This is a genomic window from Streptomyces sp. 147326, assembly GCF_045000215.1.
Classification (GTDB): domain Bacteria; phylum Actinomycetota; class Actinomycetes; order Streptomycetales; family Streptomycetaceae; genus Streptomyces.
The window spans coordinates 7274092-7291457 of the sequence record NZ_CP134201.1; the positions used below are offsets into that span (position 1 = coordinate 7274092).

General features: G+C 71.4%; 19 protein-coding genes and 5 pseudogenes. 14 read left to right on the forward strand and 10 right to left on the reverse strand.

The genetic code is table 11. From position 1 onward, the window contains the following. Window positions 1-31 precede the first annotated feature (31 nt). The gene (locus RIU97_RS33440) at window positions 32-445 is read left to right on the forward strand and encodes a CBS domain-containing protein (RefSeq protein ID WP_404961244.1); all 414 of its coding nucleotides are present in this window, start codon (window positions 32-34) and stop codon (window positions 443-445) included. 49 nt (window positions 446-494) lie between these two features. Then, window positions 495-806 carry an SCO5918 family protein gene (locus tag RIU97_RS33445; protein WP_404961245.1) on the forward strand — a complete coding sequence of 104 codons (312 nt, stop codon included), beginning with the start codon at window positions 495-497 and terminating at the stop codon, window positions 804-806. 103 nt (window positions 807-909) lie between these two features. Here the strand turns inward: RIU97_RS33445 and RIU97_RS33450 are convergent. Together RIU97_RS33450 and RIU97_RS33455 are read right to left on the reverse strand one after the other, a co-directional pair. Continuing rightward, window positions 910-1268, reverse strand: a pseudogene (locus RIU97_RS33450) (hypothetical protein). A 48-nt stretch (window positions 1269-1316) separates the two neighbouring features. Further along, window positions 1317-1547, reverse strand: a pseudogene (locus RIU97_RS33455) (ATP-binding protein); the annotation flags it as partial. An 892-nt stretch (window positions 1548-2439) separates the two neighbouring features. Between RIU97_RS33455 and RIU97_RS33460 the strand changes: the two are divergent. The 4 genes and pseudogenes from RIU97_RS33460 to RIU97_RS33475 all read left to right on the forward strand — a co-directional run bounded on the left by RIU97_RS33460 (window position 2440) and on the right by RIU97_RS33475 (window position 4120). Next, the gene (locus RIU97_RS33460; protein ID WP_404961246.1) at window positions 2440-2778 is read left to right on the forward strand and encodes a MerR family transcriptional regulator; all 339 of its coding nucleotides are present in this window, start codon (window positions 2440-2442) and stop codon (window positions 2776-2778) included. A 248-nt stretch (window positions 2779-3026) separates the two neighbouring features. Then, window positions 3027-3229: pseudogene (locus RIU97_RS33465) on the forward strand (cold-shock protein). A gap of 218 nt (window positions 3230-3447) precedes the next feature. Beyond that, window positions 3448-3705, forward strand: coding sequence for a hypothetical protein (locus tag RIU97_RS33470; RefSeq protein ID WP_404961247.1), 258 nt, complete (start codon window positions 3448-3450; stop codon window positions 3703-3705). Window positions 3706-3781: 76 nt separating this feature from the next. Beyond that, the gene (locus RIU97_RS33475) at window positions 3782-4120 is read left to right on the forward strand and encodes a hypothetical protein (RefSeq protein ID WP_404961248.1); all 339 of its coding nucleotides are present in this window, start codon (window positions 3782-3784) and stop codon (window positions 4118-4120) included. Window positions 4121-4409: 289 nt separating this feature from the next. On the opposite strand, the pseudogene RIU97_RS33480 reads toward RIU97_RS33475, so the two are convergent. The 3 genes and pseudogenes from RIU97_RS33480 to RIU97_RS33490 form a co-directional block, all read right to left on the reverse strand. Next, window positions 4410-4514, reverse strand: a pseudogene (locus RIU97_RS33480) (Sua5 family C-terminal domain-containing protein); the annotation flags it as partial. A 347-nt stretch (window positions 4515-4861) separates the two neighbouring features. Continuing rightward, window positions 4862-5520 (reverse strand): annotated as a pseudogene (locus RIU97_RS33485) (nucleotidyl transferase AbiEii/AbiGii toxin family protein). Window positions 5521-5525: 5 nt separating this feature from the next. Further along, window positions 5526-5918, reverse strand: a complete 393-nt coding sequence (locus tag RIU97_RS33490) for a hypothetical protein (protein ID WP_404961249.1) — start codon at window positions 5916-5918, stop codon at window positions 5526-5528. Window positions 5919-6210: 292 nt separating this feature from the next. Between RIU97_RS33490 and RIU97_RS33495 the strand changes: the two genes are divergently transcribed. Then, window positions 6211-6381, forward strand: a complete 171-nt coding sequence (locus RIU97_RS33495) for a DUF6042 family protein (RefSeq protein ID WP_171053193.1) — start codon at window positions 6211-6213, stop codon at window positions 6379-6381. A gap of 107 nt (window positions 6382-6488) precedes the next feature. Next, window positions 6489-7205 carry a carbamoyltransferase N-terminal domain-containing protein gene (locus RIU97_RS33500; RefSeq protein WP_404961250.1) on the forward strand — a complete coding sequence of 239 codons (717 nt, stop codon included), beginning with the start codon at window positions 6489-6491 and terminating at the stop codon, window positions 7203-7205. 311 nt (window positions 7206-7516) lie between these two features. On the opposite strand, the gene RIU97_RS33505 is transcribed toward RIU97_RS33500, so the two are convergent. Next, window positions 7517-8395: an undecaprenyl-diphosphate phosphatase gene (locus tag RIU97_RS33505; RefSeq protein WP_404961251.1), complete on the reverse strand. Its 879-nt coding sequence runs from the start codon at window positions 8393-8395 to the stop codon at window positions 7517-7519. Between the two features lie 48 nt (window positions 8396-8443). Next, window positions 8444-9172, reverse strand: a complete 729-nt coding sequence (locus tag RIU97_RS33510; protein WP_404961252.1) for a TVP38/TMEM64 family protein — start codon at window positions 9170-9172, stop codon at window positions 8444-8446. Window positions 9173-9221: 49 nt separating this feature from the next. Here RIU97_RS33510 and RIU97_RS33515 point away from each other — a divergent pair, with 49 nt between their 5' ends. Continuing rightward, window positions 9222-9947: a DNA alkylation repair protein gene (locus RIU97_RS33515; RefSeq protein ID WP_404961253.1), complete on the forward strand. Its 726-nt coding sequence runs from the start codon at window positions 9222-9224 to the stop codon at window positions 9945-9947. A 48-nt stretch (window positions 9948-9995) separates the two neighbouring features. Here RIU97_RS33515 and RIU97_RS33520 read toward each other — a convergent pair whose 3' ends face one another. Continuing rightward, window positions 9996-10388 (reverse strand): nuclear transport factor 2 family protein, encoded by a 393-nt coding sequence (locus tag RIU97_RS33520; RefSeq protein WP_404961254.1) that lies wholly within the window; start codon window positions 10386-10388, stop codon window positions 9996-9998. Between the two features lie 276 nt (window positions 10389-10664). Here RIU97_RS33520 and tuf point away from each other — a divergent pair, with 276 nt between their 5' ends. From tuf to RIU97_RS33535, 3 genes are all read left to right on the forward strand, one after another. Then, a complete protein-coding gene (tuf, locus tag RIU97_RS33525) occupies window positions 10665-11846 on the forward strand; it encodes an elongation factor Tu (RefSeq protein WP_404961255.1) in 1182 nt (393 codons plus the stop codon). A gap of 99 nt (window positions 11847-11945) precedes the next feature. Beyond that, window positions 11946-12791: a patatin-like phospholipase family protein gene (locus RIU97_RS33530; RefSeq protein WP_404963033.1), complete on the forward strand. Its 846-nt coding sequence runs from the start codon at window positions 11946-11948 to the stop codon at window positions 12789-12791. A gap of 163 nt (window positions 12792-12954) precedes the next feature. Then, window positions 12955-13746, forward strand: coding sequence for a spermidine synthase (locus RIU97_RS33535; RefSeq protein ID WP_404963034.1), 792 nt, complete (start codon window positions 12955-12957; stop codon window positions 13744-13746). 108 nt (window positions 13747-13854) lie between these two features. Here RIU97_RS33535 and RIU97_RS33540 read toward each other — a convergent pair whose 3' ends face one another. Next, on the reverse strand, window positions 13855-15198 hold the full coding sequence (locus RIU97_RS33540) for an MFS transporter (RefSeq protein ID WP_404961256.1): 1344 nt from the start codon (window positions 15196-15198) through the stop codon (window positions 13855-13857). Window positions 15199-15273: 75 nt separating this feature from the next. Next, a complete protein-coding gene (locus RIU97_RS33545; RefSeq protein WP_404961257.1) occupies window positions 15274-16281 on the reverse strand; it encodes a hypothetical protein in 1008 nt (335 codons plus the stop codon). Window positions 16282-16377: 96 nt separating this feature from the next. Between RIU97_RS33545 and RIU97_RS33550 the strand changes: the two genes are divergently transcribed. Continuing rightward, window positions 16378-16830 (forward strand): DUF4442 domain-containing protein, encoded by a 453-nt coding sequence (locus RIU97_RS33550; protein WP_181382609.1) that lies wholly within the window; start codon window positions 16378-16380, stop codon window positions 16828-16830. A gap of 228 nt (window positions 16831-17058) precedes the next feature. Beyond that, on the forward strand, window positions 17059-17259 hold the full coding sequence (locus RIU97_RS33555) for a type II toxin-antitoxin system VapB family antitoxin (protein ID WP_404961258.1): 201 nt from the start codon (window positions 17059-17061) through the stop codon (window positions 17257-17259). The last annotated feature ends 107 nt before the right edge of the window (window positions 17260-17366 follow it).

The following is a 17366-nucleotide window of genomic DNA, read 5'->3' on the forward strand; positions in this document are numbered from 1 at the left end:
GACACTGACCCACCTCTGCAGGAGGCACCTTTTGACGCTGGTCCAGATGCAGCCCCGCCCGGCGCATGCCGATGCCGCCGACCTCGGCCACCCGACGGTGGACGACGCCATGGAAGCGGCGGGTCCACAGGTCTGCGATGACATGACCGTTGAGGTGGCCCTGGCCGTCATGGCCGGCGCCCGCGCGGACCATCTGCTCGTCTGCGACGAGGACGGCCTGTGCACCGGGCTGGTCACCCGTGCCCAGCTCACCATCGTCCGCGACAGCGCGGCGTACACGGACCGGACCCGTCTGCGCGATGTTCTCGGTGACCGCGGGCCGTTCGCCTCGCCCATGACGACGATGGCTGAGGCCAACCACGCGATGCGTTACTGCAGGCTCACCGCCCTGCCTGTCGTGGACGAACAAGGCAGCGCCCTGGGCGTCCTCGCCCTCAGCCGCTGAACCACCGCACCGTGGTCGGCCCGTTTCCCCTTCACCCTGTGAGGCATCCATGCGCTGTGTCATCGCCCGTTTCCCGTTCGACCTGACCAAGAGCGGTGTCCTGGAGTCGATGAAGGGCATCAAGCCCGAGCAGGTAATCGGCGAGTCAGTGATCATCGGCCGCCGCACCTACCCCGTCAAGCAGGTCGGCCAGGTCATCACCCGCCAGGACCGCCGCGACTTCAGCGCCGGCGAAGTCCTCCGGGCCATGAACCAGCTCGGCTTCACCTGCCGCGGCCTTCCCCGGACCGCCGTGCCCACGGGCGTGCTCAGCCCCCTCCAGCGGGCCTCCGCGATGCTCGGTAACCCCGTGACCGCCTGACGGGTGGCCCGGCGGTGCCGCCACCCAGTGAGCGAAAAGGGCCCGACCGGCACACGCCGGTCGGGCCCTTTTTCGCGTACCCAGGGTTTTACGCTGGGCCGGTTCAGTGGTCGGAGTAGCTGAAGTCGCCCACGGTCCAGGCGCTGACATCCGCGATCGAGACGCGGTACATCCCACCCGTCTCCGGGATCCCCACCGTGCCCTGAAGAATGCGGGCCACATGGAAGTGCAGGTGAGCGGGTGGCCCCTCCTGGGGTGTCGTGGCGGTGAAGATCGCGGAGAACTCGCCCAGACGCGCGGAATCCGTCAGCACCTCCGACACCCGCTGCCTCCACACGGCTTCGGGAGCAAGTCGACCGGTGATGACAGCACCGGAGGAGACCACAGTCAGGGACATCTGATTGCTCTGCCCGGACTCCACCAGGTGGCAACGTCAACGAGCAGCTCGTCAGGATTCGACATGAGAGCCGATTTTATGCACCGGTCGCCCCGTCCTCTCGGCCGGTAGCGCTACCGGTCGAGAAGAGCACTCACAGTCTTCCCGCCGGAGGACCGACGAGTGACAGCCGTCGCTCGGGGGAAGCGGTTGACCATCCGCCGGCCGACGGCCGCCTCGATGCTCTCCGTGTGGGCCGTCAGTTGCAAGCTGCAGGTGCCTCCGCCATGGCGCGCGGCGTTCGTGACGAGCTCGGACACGACCAAAGACCACATGTCCGCGGCCCCCGTGGCCGTCGCCGGCTGACGGAGCTTCCCGCCGCTGACCTACTGCGCAAGCCGCTGTGCACATCCTGGACCGACCATGCAGGTCTACCTCTCACCGACGAGCCTGAAAATCTATGACGGCCGGAGTAGACATTGGGTGGTGGGGTGGTTATGGTTTCTCTCGTAGCCCAGAGAGACCGCAGGGCCTGGCAGAGACGAACTGCCGGGCAGTAGTAAGCGCAGTTGCAGTTCGCATGACGGTGCGGTGGTGGAGTTCCGAAGCCAGGGTTGTTGCAGGACGGCGCCGGGGCTGACGACCGGACCGGGTGGCCCGCAGTGATCAGGGGCCGCCGTGAGCAGTACCGCAGTTGAGCAGTGGCAGTACCCGTAAGTGCAGTGCGCAGTACCAGCAGTGAAGTGCAGTACCAGCAGTGAAGTCAGTGAGCAGCACCTCGGTGAAGGCGTCGGCTGCGGACGCGCGCACCGGGAAGTTCGGCAGTGGGGTTCCAAGCCAGAGCAGACGCAGGATGGGCAACGGGGCTGGCTGCCGAAGAGTGGCGCTGACGCAGGCCACCAGCAGTTCGCAGTATCCGCAGTGAGTGCAGTTCCCGCAGTTCGCAGTCTCTCCCGTTTGGTATGCAGTTGATCGCCGAGGGAAGAACGGAGGAGTTGAGGCGCCATCAGGATCGCCCGGGCGTAAGTGCTGAGTCCGGGTACCGCAGGACATCGATAGTGAGGTGGTCTCCGGTCAAGCAACCGCGATCCCCGCGTTCCCGGCAGCATGTCGGTCGGGTCGGCGGAAACAGTAGGCCGGCGCAGGACTAGGGCCGGCAGATGGTGTAGCAGTTCCTTCGGGGCCCTGGTGCTGTACGCGCCAGGGCCCCTCCCCGTGTTCCGACCCCTTTCCCTACCTGTTTCGCAGTGAGGTGCGATGACAGCAGACGATTCGTTCGGCCGTCTCGACGACGACGGCTACCCCGCCTACACGATGGGCCGGGCCGCAGAGCTGCTCGGCACCACGCCTGGCTTCCTCCGCGCCATCGGAGAGGCCCGCCTCATCACACCGCTCCGCTCCGCCGGCGGACACCGCCGCTACTCCCGCTACCAGCTGCGGATCGCCGCCCGCGCCCGCGAACTCGTCGACCACGGCACCCCCATCGAGGCGGCCTGCCGGATCGTGATGCTCGAAGTCCGGCTCGAAGAAGCGCAGCGCGTCAACGCCGAGCACCGCCGCTCAGCGCTTCCCGGGCATCCACGGACGGCAGCCTGAGGCGGGCGTGCTCGTCGGCATGGCGGGCACGCCCACTCGAGCGTTTTGGGGTTGCGGCGCGCGTTCGTTCGCCTGGTGACAGTCCGTTGTGGACGTATAGCGTCTGCGTCAGCTGTCGTGGTTCGGAAGTTCCCCTTGCCCACGCCTTCGGCGTGGGCGTTTTGCTGTGCTGTGCCGCAGGAACCAGGACGATCATCTCCGCCTTCCGCATGGAGCGGGAGGCGTTCATCGGCTGGAAGGCATCAGACATGGCTACGGGAACTGTGAAGTGGTTCAACGCGGAGAAGGGCTTCGGCTTCATCGCCCAGGACGGCGGCGGCCCGGACGTCTTGCCCACCATTCCTCGATCAACTCCTCGGGCTTCCGCGAGCTCCAGGAGGGCCAGACCGTGACGTTCGACGTCACCCAGGGCCAGAAGGGCCCCCAGGCCGAGAACATCACCCCGGCCTGACCCGTACTACCCGCGGCACCGAGACCGGAACGTAAGGCTGTCCCAGAGCCCGTACCGCTCGACCCGAACAGCGGCTCCTGCGTGATGTCGGGGGGATCCGCGGCATAGCGAATCAGGGCCGCGTACGAACAACGCAGCTGCCTGGCCTCGGCGAGCTGCGGTTTGTACCCGAGGTCAGGTGCCGCGCCGGTCACGCTGTCCCGGCGGAGGTGGTCGGTGTGTCGGGTCATGGCGTCGAGGCGATCGACGAGGGCCCGGTCTTCGGGGCGCAGATGGGCCCGGGTGTCGGTCAGGGGCCGGACGAGGCGGGCTGCGTCGTTGTCGGCCAGGGCCCGGTTCAGTTCGCCGACGGCCGCCGCGGCGGCGTCGGGAAGGTCGGTGAGGGCGGTGCCCGCATCCTGCGCCAGCTCCCGGGCGGCCACGCCCTCCTCTTCGGCCGGGCAGAACTGCGCCGGCCCCAGCTCGCCGCCGCCTGACCCCGGCCGACAGCGCGCGGACACGAAGCCCGGCCGGAACCGCTCCTGCGGTCCCGGCCCTGCCGCATGAGGATCAGTGCTTGAAGACGTCCTTGACCTTCTCCTCGGCCTCACGGGCATCGCCCGTGGCCAGCACCCCTCGGTCGCCTCGGTCTACCGCGCGCTCGCCGAAGCGGAGGCGACCGAGGCGCCGACAGGGCCGGAAATCTTCGCCTCGCGTTGGCCGACACGGGTGGAACTCACCGGCCCCGGCAGCGGCACCGACCCCGAGCCGATGGAACGCCTCACCCGGCAGGTCCTCGGTCCCGGCGCAGGCGACGTGGTGCACAGGCTCGTTGAACAGATCGAGGACGGGACGGACGACGTCGTGGCGGCGCTGCTGGCGCAGGCCCGGAACGGCGGGGGCGGCGAGTGATCCCGGGCGGTCCGCCCTCGTTCGGCCGACAGCGCGGGCGGCGCCTGGCTCGTTGTGCGGACGTGGACGACGAATGGAGGGTCCTGGACCGGTCGCCGTACGGGGCGGGGCAGCACCGGCGCGCGCTGAGGTTCCGCACCGAGACCGCCCTCGCCCGGCGCCTGGGTGTGATGACAAGGCCGTCAGCGTGGCTCGATCCGGCGACCTCCGGCGGGACCAGACGGTGCGATGGCTGGTGCCCGCTCGTAGGCTGCCGCCAGTAGCAGTAAGGGCAGGGCGTCGGCGCTGGTCACACGGTGGTTCGGGGCCCAGCAGCGCGGCGGAGCCGGTTGGCGATCGCCAGTCCCAGTCCCTCCTCCGCCGGTAGTGACGCGACGATGAGGTCGCACCCTTGATGGCGTGTCGGGTGCGCCGGCGGGCTGGCTGGTCAGGCCACTGGAAGAGCAGTGTTGGCGAGCGAGGAGCTCTTCTTTTCGCCACCTCAGCGGCGGTCGTCCGCGCTGATAGAACGTCGTCAGACTGCGGGCTCGAGGGAAGTCAGTTCTCAGAGCGCGGACGCCCGAAGTGCTTGCCGAGCTCTACCTTCGAGGCGTGGCCTGGCTGCCCGGAGGAGTCGGATGTTGGTCGTATCGCCCGTGAGAGGTCAGTTTGCCCAGTGCCGTGGGGATATTTCCACGGCACCGTACTTGCCCCTCGCTCGGCTTCCCCGGGCTCCCGTTTCCGGTGGTCGGCCAGATGTGATCAGTCGATTTCCGGATCATCCGACTCTTCGAGGAGTCGGGCCGCGAGGTCGTCGGCCCACTCCACGGCCCAGGCACGAAGAGCGGTGATGGTGGCCTGGTCCAGGCCGTAGGCGGCGAAGGCTTCGTCGTCGGTCCACTCGGATCCGGCGAGGTTTGCCTGCAGGTCTTCGCCCTCGAAGCGGCCGCGGGCGTGGCGACGGCCGAATTCCTCGAGATCGGCGGTGTTCCAACGGCGGGAGGCTGCGAACACGTCGATCAGGTCACGGGGCGCTCCGCGGTCGGCGAGGGCGCGGACCTTGGTCCCGATCACGTCCTCCCCCGCGAGGACGGGCCCGTACGGGCTCTGGGCGACCGGCCGCCAGAAGATCTCCTTGAGGATGTCGACCTCGCAGTCCTGCCCGGTGGCCGGGTCGGTCACGGTGAAGCGGGCGGACAGCGGGGCGGTCTCCAGCGCGTGCACCTTCCAGCCGCGGGCTTCCAGGCCGGCGCGGAGCGTGGCCGCGATGTCGGCCATGGGCGCCGGGCGACATCGAGGTCCTGGCTGGGGCGGTTCACGAGGCGGTGCGCCCGCACGGCATACCCGCCAGTGAGGACCAGGGGATACGGGGAGCCGAGGGCGATCACATCCGCCAGGAGCCGCGCGTGCAGCTCCGGCATGTCCGTCACGCGGCTGCCTGGGTGCGGGAGGCGAGCTGAGCGAAGGCGTCCTCCCACACGGTGCGCACGGTGCGGCCGACGAGAGTGCGCAGCACCGGCCACAGCTGGAGGAGCAGGTCCTGGTTGAGGTAGCGGGGCAGGTCGTCGTGCAGGCCCTCATGCAAGACAGTGCGGTACAGGCCCATGCGCTGGCGCGGCTTGCCCAGGTCGTACGAGGTCATCCCGGACCAGGCCATGTGCAGCGGCAGCTCGACGATCCCCTGGGTCGGGCCGTGCAACTCGTCCAGCGACTCCGGCAGACGGCACCGGAACTTCTCCCGGTACAGCGCGAGGTCCTCGGCGTCCGTGCCCGAGAGGTTCTTCGACGCGGGTGCGGGGTGGTGCGGGCTGGAGGGCATGCCTCCCATTATGGCGGCAGCTTCCCGCTCGCCGAGCAGCTGGACGCGGCCGATCACCGGCCGACATCCACCGGCAGGAAAGTCGGAACGGTCCGCCGCCGCGGCAAACTCGTTGGCGCGGGCGTCTCTGGACATGCGGGACGAGGGCAATGCGGTAGAGGGCTGAGTTGGCTCCGCGATTACCGCTGCGCGGGACGGCAACCAAGGTCCAGATCCGCGCCTTGGTTGCCGGGAAGGAGGCCGGCTGCACCGACGTACTCACCGTGGTCGGGCTCCCTGTCCCGGCCACGGCATGGGACTCGCCGAGGTGATGGTCGCGCTCGGCATCGCCTCCCAGACCAGCGGTGTGTGGTCCATGCCCGTCACGCTCCCGACCCCCGAAGACGAACTGCCACTTGCTCGCACGCGGATCTCCGGTCTGGCCCGCCTGCGGGCAGCACAGGGCCGCCCGCTCGAAGGCTGACGAGCGACCCAGTCGCTGGGTTGTATGCAGCAGGCGTACAGGTGTACAGGCGCATGTGCGCCCTCGTGCATCGCGGGCCTCCGCTTCTGCAGTGGAGAACCCAGGCCTTGAGGAGGCTGCTGTGGCAAGGGTCGTGGAGGGGAACCACCGGTCGCCGATCGGGGACGACGGGCACCAGCCGAATCGGCCCGTACCGCCGCCCCCTCCTCCCCCTTTGCTTCCACCCCTCCGCCTGCCTGGTCATCGACGGGAAGGTGGTCGCCTTCGCCGAGGAGGAGCGCTTCTCCCGCCGCAAGCACCACAAGGACTCCCGCTCCTGCGCGGTGGCCGCGGCCTACTGCCTGTCCGAGGCCGGCATCACCCTGGCCGACATTGACGAGATCGCCATCGCCTTCAACCCGGCCTGGCCTACGCCGAGCAACATCTGCACGGACGCCGAGCTGATCGCCGAACTCCTCGCCCCCGCCCTGTTCGGCCACCACCGGCCCCGGCAGGTCACCGTGGTCGAGCACCACCTCGCGCACGCCGCCTCCGCCTTCCACCCCAGCGGCTTCGACGAGGCCGCCGTCCTGGTGGTCGACGGCTCCGGCGACGGCCTCTCCGCCACCCTCGCCCACGGCACCGCCAAGGGACTGAAGGTCCTGCGCCAGTTCCCGTTCAGCCAGTCGCTGGGCTGGTTCTACGAGACCGTCGCCGAACACCTCGGACTCGGCAACTGGACCAGCTCCGGCAAGCTCATGGGCCTGGCCGACTACGGCAACCCCGACCGCTACACCCTCGACTTCCTCACCGCCCGCGCTGGCGGCTCGTCGAGAAGGAGCTGAGCGACGTCATCGTGACGGCCGCAGTGGCACTTGCCACCATCAGCCCGGACCCGGAGAAGGCGCTCGCCGGCCGTGTCCAGGGCCTACTGGCGCGCCTCAGCCTCGACTGACCCGGGCCGGCCGCCACGCGGAAGGGCCCGCACAGCAGCAGCTGTGCGGGCCCTCCTTTCTGCTCCCGACTTTGCAGGTGCGCACTTCTGGCTGATCGTCTCCCGGTCTCCTGGGTGGGAGACGAGTGGGAGATGATCATGGCGTGGTGCTGCAATCAGGCGCTAGGAAATGCTAGATAGCGCTACCTGTACGGCCCTGGTTCAGCCGCCGGATTCGCCCGCGTGCGGGCTCAGCACACCGGCTCCCACCAGCACGAACAGCAGGATGCCGAGGAGGATCCGGTAGATCACGAACGGCATGAAGCTCTTCGTAGTGATGAATTTCATGAACCACGCGATCACGGCGTAGCCCACGAAGAAGGCGATGACCGTGGCGAAGATCGTCGGACCCCAGGAGATGTGGCCCGGCTCCTCGACCACGTCCAGGATCTCGAACGCGCCCGAGGCCAGGACGGCCGGGATGGCGAGGAGGAAGGAGTACCGCGCCGCGGCCTCGCGGGTGAAGCCCAGCAGCAGACCTCCGGAGATCGTCGCGCCGGACCGGGAGACGCCCGGGATCAGGGCCATCGCCTGGCAGGCACCGAAGATCAGGCCGTCCTTGACGCTGAGCTCCTTGAGCGTCTTGCGCTCGCGGATGGCGCGGTGCCGGCCGCCCTCCTCATCGCGTGCGGCCAGCCGGTCGGCGACGCCGAGCACGATGCCCATCACGATGAGGGTGGTCGCCGTCAGCCGCAGGTCGCGGGCCGGACCCACGATCGCGTCCTTGAAGACCAGACCGAGGACGCCGATCGGAATCGAGCCGACGATCACCAGCCAGCCCATCTTGGCGTCCTGCTCGGAGCGCAGGGCCTTCGTGTACAGGGAACGGAACCAGGTGGAGATGATCCGCGCGATGTCCTTGCGGAAATAGATCAGGACGGCAGCCTCGGTGCCGATCTGGGTGATCGCGGTGAAGGCCGCTCCTGGGTCGTGCCAGCCGGCGAACGCCGCGGTCAGCCGCAGGTGGGCGCTGGAGGAGATCGGGAGGAACTCCGTAAGCCCCTGGACGAGACCGAGGATTAGGGATTCGAACCAGCTCATGTCGGGGTGCGCTCGTCCTTGTGATCGTCGGGCAGTTCGCGTCCGATGCTAGGGCCCGTGCGAAGTGCCACTGACCACTGGGGGGTGCTGGGGCGTCAGTTCGTACGCCGAATCCCGGGCTCGCGGGGGTGTCAGGCGGTGCCGCTTGCGCCAGGCGACGGCTCCGGCCGCCACCACCGAGACCACGATGAAGCCGAAGGAGACCAGGAAGGCGGGCGAACCGGGGGAGGAGGCGCTGGCCCCGGCGATCACGTACGCGGTGGTGTTCGGCACGACGCCGAGGGCCGTCGCGAGGAGGAAGGGGCCCCAGCCGCAGCGGGACACCGCCGCGCAGTAGTTGGCCACCACGAAGGGCACGCCGGGAAAGAGCCGGACGGCGAGCATCGAGCGGAAGCCGTGCCGGCTGAGCTGGCCGTCCGCCGTCTCGAGCCAGCGGCCGCGCAGATACGGGCGCAAAGCCTCCTGGCCCATGATCCGGCCGAGGCCGAAGGCGATCCCGGCGCCGAGGACGGTGCCGCCGACCGCTGCGACGAGGCCGAACTGGGTGCCGAAGACGGCTCCCGCGGCCAGGTTCAGCAGGGGGCGCGGTACGAAGGCCGCCGCGCACACACCGTACGCGGTTGCGAACAGCAGGACCGCCGTGCCCACCGGGAGGCCCGGGGGCCAGCCCTCCGAGAGCAGGCGCTGGGGCTCGAACAGCAGCACGCACACGCCGGCCGCCACGAGCAGCACGACGAGCAGCGACAGCCGGGTCCACGGCGCGAGGAGGAGGGACATCCCGGGAGACTAGCCGACGTATGCGGCGTCGCGCCGTAATCTGGGCCTCATGCCGTCGAACGGCCGGCGCCCCCCGGGGGTTCCCGGCAGCCCCCTCGCGGACACCCTGCTGGACCGGCTGACCAGGACGTACGCGGCAGCCGCCGACCCCGCGCGGGCCGAGGCGATGACCGCGTACATGAAGGACGTCGCACCCTTCCTCGGCATCCCGTCGCCGCTGCGCCGGGAACTGTCGGAGGCCGTGACCCGGGACACCCCCAAGCCGTCGGAGGCGGACTGCGCGGCGCTCGCGCTGCGCTGCTGGCGGCTCCCCGAGCGCGAGTACCACTACTTCGCGGTGGACTACCTGCGCCGCCACGTCTCCCGGTGCTCCTCCGGCTTCCTGCCGGTGGTCCGGCACCTGATCGTCACCGTCCCCTGGTGGGACACCGTCGACCTGCTGGCCGCGCACACGGTCGGCCCGCTCGTGGCCGCCGACCCGGCGCTGGCGGAGGTGATGGACGAGTGGATCGAGGACGAGGACCTCTGGCTCGCCCGCGCCGCCCTGCTGCACCAGCTCCGCTACAAGGCCGCCACCGACACCGGGCGCCTCTTCGCCTACTGCCGCCTCCGGGCCGGCCACCCGGACTTCTTCCTGCGCAAGGCCATCGGCTGGTCCCTGCGGGAGTACGCGAAGACCGACCCCGGCGCCGTACGCGCCTTCGTCGAGGCCGAACGCGGCTCCCTGGCCCCGCTGTCCGTGCGCGAGGCGCTCAAGAACCTTCCCCCCTCGTAGAGATCGGCCGAGGACGGGACGTAGAGGGCGGCCGCGGGCGTCGAGGGGCTACCGGCCCTCCTGGACGGCCAGCCTCCTCCGGACGTCCGGAGTGTCCTCGTGGACGCGCCACTCGACGACCTGGCCGTCCCGGATCCGCGCGGTCCAGAGTGCCGGTCCTTCGAGGCCCGGCTCGGAGCACACCGAGTGCCCGACGACCGTCACCACGTCCTCCCGCGCGGTGAGCGAGGCGAAGGCGTTCCGGTAGTCCGGGAACGAGGCGAAGAAGCCGCGCCACGCCTCGAGGCAGCTCTCCCGGCCCGAAACGACCGCTCCCCGCGTGTCGACGAAGGTGTGGTCCGGCGGCATCAGGCCGGCGAGACCGCCGAGGTCCCGGCGGTTGATGCAGTCGTTGAACCGCACGACGACCGAGGTGGGTTCCGCGTCATCCGCACCCGTCACAGGGGCAAGTTACCTCCGACGGCGCCGAAATCCAGTCGACGGGCCCGGGGCGGTCCGGCAGGATCAGGGGCATGTCCCGGTTCGCCTTCCCCGCAGCGCCGTCCGCAGTCGCGGACGCGCCGAAGGCTGCCGCATTCGCATTTCCCGCAGAGGCCTTCGCCGCATTCGACGGCGCACGAAGCTGACCCTTCCCGGATCGTCCGGCGGACCCCGCAGGGGGAGGGTCGGCTCGGTTCAGGGGTCCCGATCACGCTTCGAGCAACGGGAAAAGACATCATGGCCAAGACGGCCTTCGTGCGGACCAAGCCGCACCTCAACATCGGCACCATGGGTCACGTCGACCACGGCAAGACCACCCTCACCGCCGCCATCACCAAGGTCCTCGCCGAGCGCGGCGGCGCCTCCTTCGTGCCCTTCGACCGCATCGACCGGGCCCCCGAGGAGGCCCGGCGCGGCATCACCATCAACCTCACGCACGTCGAGTACGAGACCGACACCCGGCACTACGCCCACGTGGACATGCCCGGTCACGCGGACTACATCAAGAACATGGTCACCGGGGCCGCGCAGCTCGACGGGGCGATCCTCGTCGTCTCCGCCCTCGACGGGGTCATGCCGCAGACGGCCGAGCACGTGCTGCTCGCCCGGCAGGTCGGCGTCGACCACATCGTCGTCGCGCTGAACAAGGCCGACGCCGGGGACCCCGAGCTGACCGACCTGGTCGAGCTGGAGGTCCGCGAGCTGCTCACCGCGCACGGCTACGGCGGGGACGCCGCGCCGGTCGTACGGGTCTCCGGGCTCGGGGCGCTGGAGGGCGACCCGCGGTGGACCGGGGCGATCGAGGCGCTGCTGGACGCGGTGGACACGTACGTGCCGACGCCGGTGCGGTACACGGACGCGCCGTTCCTGCTGCCGGTGGAGAACGTGCTGACCATCACCGGGCGCGGGACCGTCGTGACCGGAGCCGTCGAGCGCGGCAGCGTCCGCCTCGGCGACCGCGTCGCGATCCTCGGCGGCGACGGCGAGCCGGCCGAGACGGTCGTCACCGGACTGGAGACCTTCGGGAAGCCGATGGAGTCCGCCGAGGCCGGGGACAACGTCGCGCTGCTGCTGCGCGGGGTCCCGCGCGACGGCGTGCGCCGCGGGCACGTGGTGGCCGCGCCCGGCAGCGTGACGCCCAAGCGGCGCTTCACCGCGCAGGTGTACGTGCTCTCCGGGCGCGAGGGCGGCCGTACGACTCCGGTCGCCACCGGCTACCGGCCACAGTTCTACATCCGCACCGCCGACGTGGTGGGGGACGTGGACCTGGGCGAGGCCGGCGTGGCCCGGCCGGGGCAGACGGTCACGATGACCGTCGAGCTCGGGCGGGACGTCCCGCTGGAGTCGGGGCTCGGCTTCGCGATCCGCGAGGGCGGGCGGACCGTCGGCGCGGGAACCGTGACGGCCGTGCTGGGGTGACCCGGCCGACCTGAGGCGGACCCCTCTGTGGTGACGGCGGTGCTGCTGCGCCAGACTGCCGTCACCACAGGCATGCGCGAAGCAGAGGGGCGGGCGGCGATGGGCGGCGAGACGGCACTGGTGCTGGGCGGCGGGGGACTGACGGGCGTGGGCTGGGAGTGCGGAATCCTGTACGGGCTCGCCCGCGCCGGCGTCGACCTCACCACCGCCGACCTCGTCGTCGGCACCTCGGCGGGCTCGGTGGTCGGCGCCCAGCTCACCTGCGGGCAGCTGTCCGTGCGGGAGCTGTACGAGCGCCAGCTCGGCGACGCCACCGGGGAGATCGCCGCGAAGCTGGGGGCCGGCGTGATCGCGCGGTACGCCGTCGCGATGGTCCGCTCCCGCAACGCGACGGCCTACCGGCAGCGGGTCGGCGCCCTGGCCCTGGCCGCGGACACCGGGGCGGAGGCCGACCGGCGCGCGGTGCTCGCCGCCCGGCTGGTCTCGCACGAATGGCCCGAGCGGCGGCTCGTCGTCACCGCCGTGGACGCGCTCACCGGCGAACCGGCCGACTTCGACCGGGAGAGCGGCGCGGGGCTCGTCGACGCGGTCTCGGCGAGCTGCGCCGTGCCGGGGGTGTGGCCGCCGGTGACGGTCGGCGGACGGCGGTTCATCGACGGAGGCATCCGCTCCGCGACCAACGCCGATCTCGCCGCCGGGTACGCCCGCGTCGTGATCATCGCGCCGATCTCGCTCGGCTCCGGGCTCGTCCCCTCGCCGGCCGTGCAGGCCGCACGGCTGCGGGACGCGGGGGCGCGGGTCCTGCTGATCACCCCGTCGGCGGAGGCCCGCAAGGCCTTCGGCCGCAACGTACTCGACCCCGCCCGCCGGGACCCCGCGGCGCGGGCCGGTCTGGCTCAGGCGGCGGAGCACGTCGAGGAGGCGGCCGCGGTCTGGTCCGCCTGAGCCGGGTCCGGTCCGCCTGAGCCGGGTCCGGTCCGCCTGAGCCGGGTCCGGTCCGGTCGCGCCCCCTGGCGGACCGTCCCGTTGCGGTCCGCCCGACAATGGTGGGGTGAGCGACGAACAGATCCCGGTCGTCCGGGACGTGGGCCAGGGCACTGCCAAGCTGATGCCGGACGTGGACGCGGAGCGGGCCTGGCTGCTGACCGTCGACGGGTCCCCGCAGTCGTATGTGGACCTGGATGATCCGGAACACCTGGAATTCGAGTACGTACGCCGCCTCGCGCACGTCCTGGACTGCGCCGCGGAGCCCGGAGGCGCACTGGACCTCCTGCACCTGGGCGGCGGCGCGCTCACCCTGCCCCGCTACGCGGCCGCGACCCGGGCGGGATCCCGGCAGGCGGTCGTCGAGTTCGACGCGGGCCTGGTCGAGCTGGTGGCCGAACACCTGCCGCTGCCGGAGGGGTCCGGGATCACGGTGCACACCGCCGATGCCCGGGCCTGGCTGGAGGCGGCGCCGGCCGCGAGCGCGGACGTGGTGGTGGCCGACGTCTTCGGCGGCTCTCGGGTGCCGGCGCAGCTGACGTCGGTGGAGTACGCGCGGGCGGCGGCGCGGGTGCTGCGGCCCGGCGGGCTGTACGCGGCGAACCTGGCCGACGGGGCGCCGTTCGACTTCCTGCGGGCACAACTGGCGAACTTCGCGGAGGCGTTCGGGGAGCTGGCGCTGGTCGCGGAGCCGGGGGTGCTGCGGGGGCGGCGGTTCGGGAACGCGGTGCTCCTGGCTTCCGATGCCGGGCTCCCGGTGGCCGCGCTGGCCCGGCGGTGCGCGGGTGACGTGTTTCCGGCGCGGGTGGAGTACGGGGACGGGCTGGTCCGGTTCATGAAGGGCGCGGCGCCGGTGGCCGACGCGGACGCGGCGCCGTCTCCGGCTCCGCCGGAGGGTGCGTTCTCGCTGGGGTAGCCGGCGTGCTGCCGCGTCGTGCCCCGCGCCTCGATCTCCCCCAGCTACCGCTGGGAGGTGCCCCCGGGCGGGGCGCGGAGACCGGGGCTCGGCCCCGGACCCCGCGCCTCAAACGCCGGCGGGGCTGGAGGGTGCGGTGGGGTGGGAGGGTGCGGCCGTCGACGGGGTGGCCGGGCTGGTGGGGGGCTTGGGGAGGGGGGTCGCTTTGGATGCGCGGGTCATGTGGCGGACGTCCGGGATCAGGAGGACCAGGGCCGTGGCCAGGATGACCAGGGCCGCGCAGCCCCACAGGGCCTCGGTGCGGCCGAAGGCCGATTCGGCCGGGCCGGCCAGGGCGGTGGCCAGCGGGAGCATCGACACGGAGCCGAACCAGTCGTAGGCGGAGACCCGGGAGAACTTCTCCTCCGGGATCTCCTGGTGCATCGTGGTCATCCAGCTCACCCCGAAGACCTCGATCGAGGCTCCGCTGACGAGCATCACCGCGCACAGCCCCCATACGGGCAGCGGCACGGCGAGGCCCGCCGACGGCAGCGCCAGCGGGAACACGCACAGCGTGCCGATCAGCAGCAGCCGGCGCGGCTTCCACACCATCATCAGGACGGCCCCGGCGATCGTGCCGACCCCGAAGAAGGCGAGGGCCACGCCCCAGGGAGCCGCCCCGCCCAGTTGGTCCCGGGCGACCAGCGGACCGTAGACCGCCTCCGCGGCGCCCACGACGGCGACGACGACGGAGAACTGGAGCACGATGCTCCACAGCCATGGGCGGGTCCGGACCTCCGTCCAGCCCTCGCGCAGGTCGGCCAGCAGGCCGCCACCAGGGGCCCGGCCGGGGACGTGGCTCACGTCGAGGAACGCGCGCAGCAGGCCCGCGACGGCGAACGCGGCCGCGTCCACGGCCAGCACCCAGCCCGGGCCCATCGCGGCGATCATCGCCCCGCCGAGGGCGGCGCCGCCGATGCCCGCGCCGTTCATGGCCATGCGGAACAGCGCGAAGGCCCGGTTGGAGTTCTCCCCGGAGACCGTGGACAGCAGCATGCCCTCGGCCGCGGGGTTGAAGAAGGCGGTGCCGGTGCCGCACAGGGCGGTCAGCAGCATCATCTGCCACAGCTGGGGGTCGCCGGTGAGGACGAGCAGCGCGAAGGCCGCCTGCGAGAGGCAGTTCAGGGCGTTGGCCGCGACCATCACGCGGTGGCGCGGCAGCCGGTCGGCGACGGCGCCGCCGATGAGCAGGAAGAGGACGAGCGGCAGCGTACGGGCGGCCGCGACCAGGCCGATGTCGCCACTGGATCCGCCGGCCTCCATCACCGCGAAGGTGGCGGCGATGAGGGCCCCGTGGCTGCCGAGGTTGGTGACGACCGCCGCGCCCGTCAGCAGGGAGTAGTTGCGGCCCGCCCATTCGGGCCGGCGACGGCGTGCGGGCGTACGGGGCGCTGCGGCGGGGGGAGGACTCACCCCCGGACTATCCCCGCCCCGGGCCGAGAATCCAAACGGATTCCCGGACCGGGGCGGCGGAGGCGGAGGCGGAGATCAGCCGGTGGAGAGCCGGATCGAGCTGAGCATCTTGTCGGAGACGTCGGTCGGAACCTCGTCCTTCACGCCTGCCGCGCCCACGATCACGAAGCTGGCGAAGTCACCGACGGCGTTCTTGAAGGCGAAGCCGATCGCCTTGCCGTCCGAGGAGCACTTGTTCTCCTTCTTCACGTTCGGCGCGGTCGCGACCGCCGTGTGGCCCTTGATGCCGGAGGCGGTCGTGTACTCCTTGGGCTCGGTGACCTTCACCGTTCCCTTGGGCTCCTTCTGGGCGTATGCCGCCCAGACCCAGGTGCCGGTGTTGTCGGTCGCCACCTGGGCCGTGTCCTTGGCGCCCTGGGCACCCTTGACGCCGGTGTCCGCGAGCGAGTACTTCTCCATGGTGCCGTCCGCGTTCTTGTCGACCGTGCACCACTCCTGCTTCAGGGTGGCGGTCCCGGACATCGTGACGACCGGCTTGCCGTCGGCCTCGTCGTGGATGGAGAGGGACACCCCGGAGTCGTTGACGTTCCACTCGGGGGGCACGTCGTAGGCGACGTTGTACTTGGTGTTGACGACGACCTTCCAGCCCGGGATGACGGGCTGCATGCTGCCGCCGGCCCGCGGGTTGGGGCTGCTGCCGGCCGGGGCGGGTGCCTCGGTGGCCGCAGGGGAGCTGGCCGCCGGCGGCTTGTCGTTGGCCTCGGTCTTCTTGTCGTCCCGGGTGAACACGTACGCGCCGGTCCCGGCGGCTGCCACGACGACGGCGGCCGCCGCGACGATGGCCACAGTCTTGGTCGAGTACGGGCTCCCGCCGCCGCCCTGGGGCTGCTGCGGCTGCTGGGGCGGGCCCCACTGCTGGCCGGGGACGCCTGCGGGCGGCTGGTACCCGGGCTGCTGCGGGTATCCGTAACCCGGCTGCTGCTGGTACGGGTTCGGCTGCCCCGGCTGCTGCTGGTACGGGTTCTGGTGCGCGTCCTGGGGGTTCTGTTCGCCCCCGGGCGGCTGCTGCTGTCCTGGCCACATGGCCGGTAACGATAGTGGGAGCGGACCCCGGGAGCCACGGCCGCCCCCTCGAGAGCTCTGGCCAAGAGCTTCTACTCGCGGGTAACATCGCCGTTCATGAGCGCAGACCAGATGAACGTGGGCGAACTGCTCGCCGCGACGGTGCCGATGGCCCGGACCCTGAACCTCCAGTTCCTGGAGACCACCCCCGAGCGCGCGGTCGTCCGGCTCCCGGACCAGCCCGACTACCACAACCACGTCGGCGGCCCGCACGCCGGCGCCATGTTCACCCTCGCCGAGTCCGCGAGCGGGGCGATCGTCCTGGCCGCCTTCGGCGACCAGCTCTCGCGCGCCGTGCCCCTCGCCGTGAAGGCCGAGATCGGTTACAAGAAGCTCGCCAAGGGCGTCGTCACCGCCACCGCCACCCTCGGCCGCCCGGCCGCCGAGGTCATCGCCGAACTCGACGCGGGCGGCCGCCCCGAGTTCCCGGTCACCATCGCCATCCAGCGCGAGGACGAGGCCGTGACCGGCGAAATGACCGTCGTCTGGACCCTGCGCCCCAACGCATAGGTCCCGGCGCCGCTGCGAAGGCCCCCGCTCTGCCGAGCGGGGGCCTTTTGCGTGCCGCCGCGACGGCAGGGCGCACGCGCGGGGGGTGAGCGCGCAAGCCCGTGGTCCGTCGGCCGGACGGGCCGGCTGGAGGAGACGCCCGGATGAACCCGGATGAAGGGGCGGAACCACGGAACCCGCGGGCGTCCGGCGGCTAGAGTCCGTCGGACGACGATGGAGGGAGCGCCCGTGGCCAAGGTCAACATCAGCCTCGATGCCGAGCTCGTGGTGGAGGTGATGGTGCTCGCCGGGGTCGGATCCCCGCAGGACGCGGTGGAGGCCGTCGTACGGGACTACATCGCGCGCGGGCACCGCACCGAGGCGCGGGTCCAGCGGCAGGACGAGCTGCGCCGGACCGCCGACACGATGCCGCCGCTGCCGGAGGGCTGAACCTGGGCTCCGCGGTGGCGCGTCTCGGCCGGGCACGTCGGCGCGCGGCGCACAGTGGGCGGGGGAGCGGTCCGGCGCGGGCCGCTCCCGCCGAACCACGCCGCAGG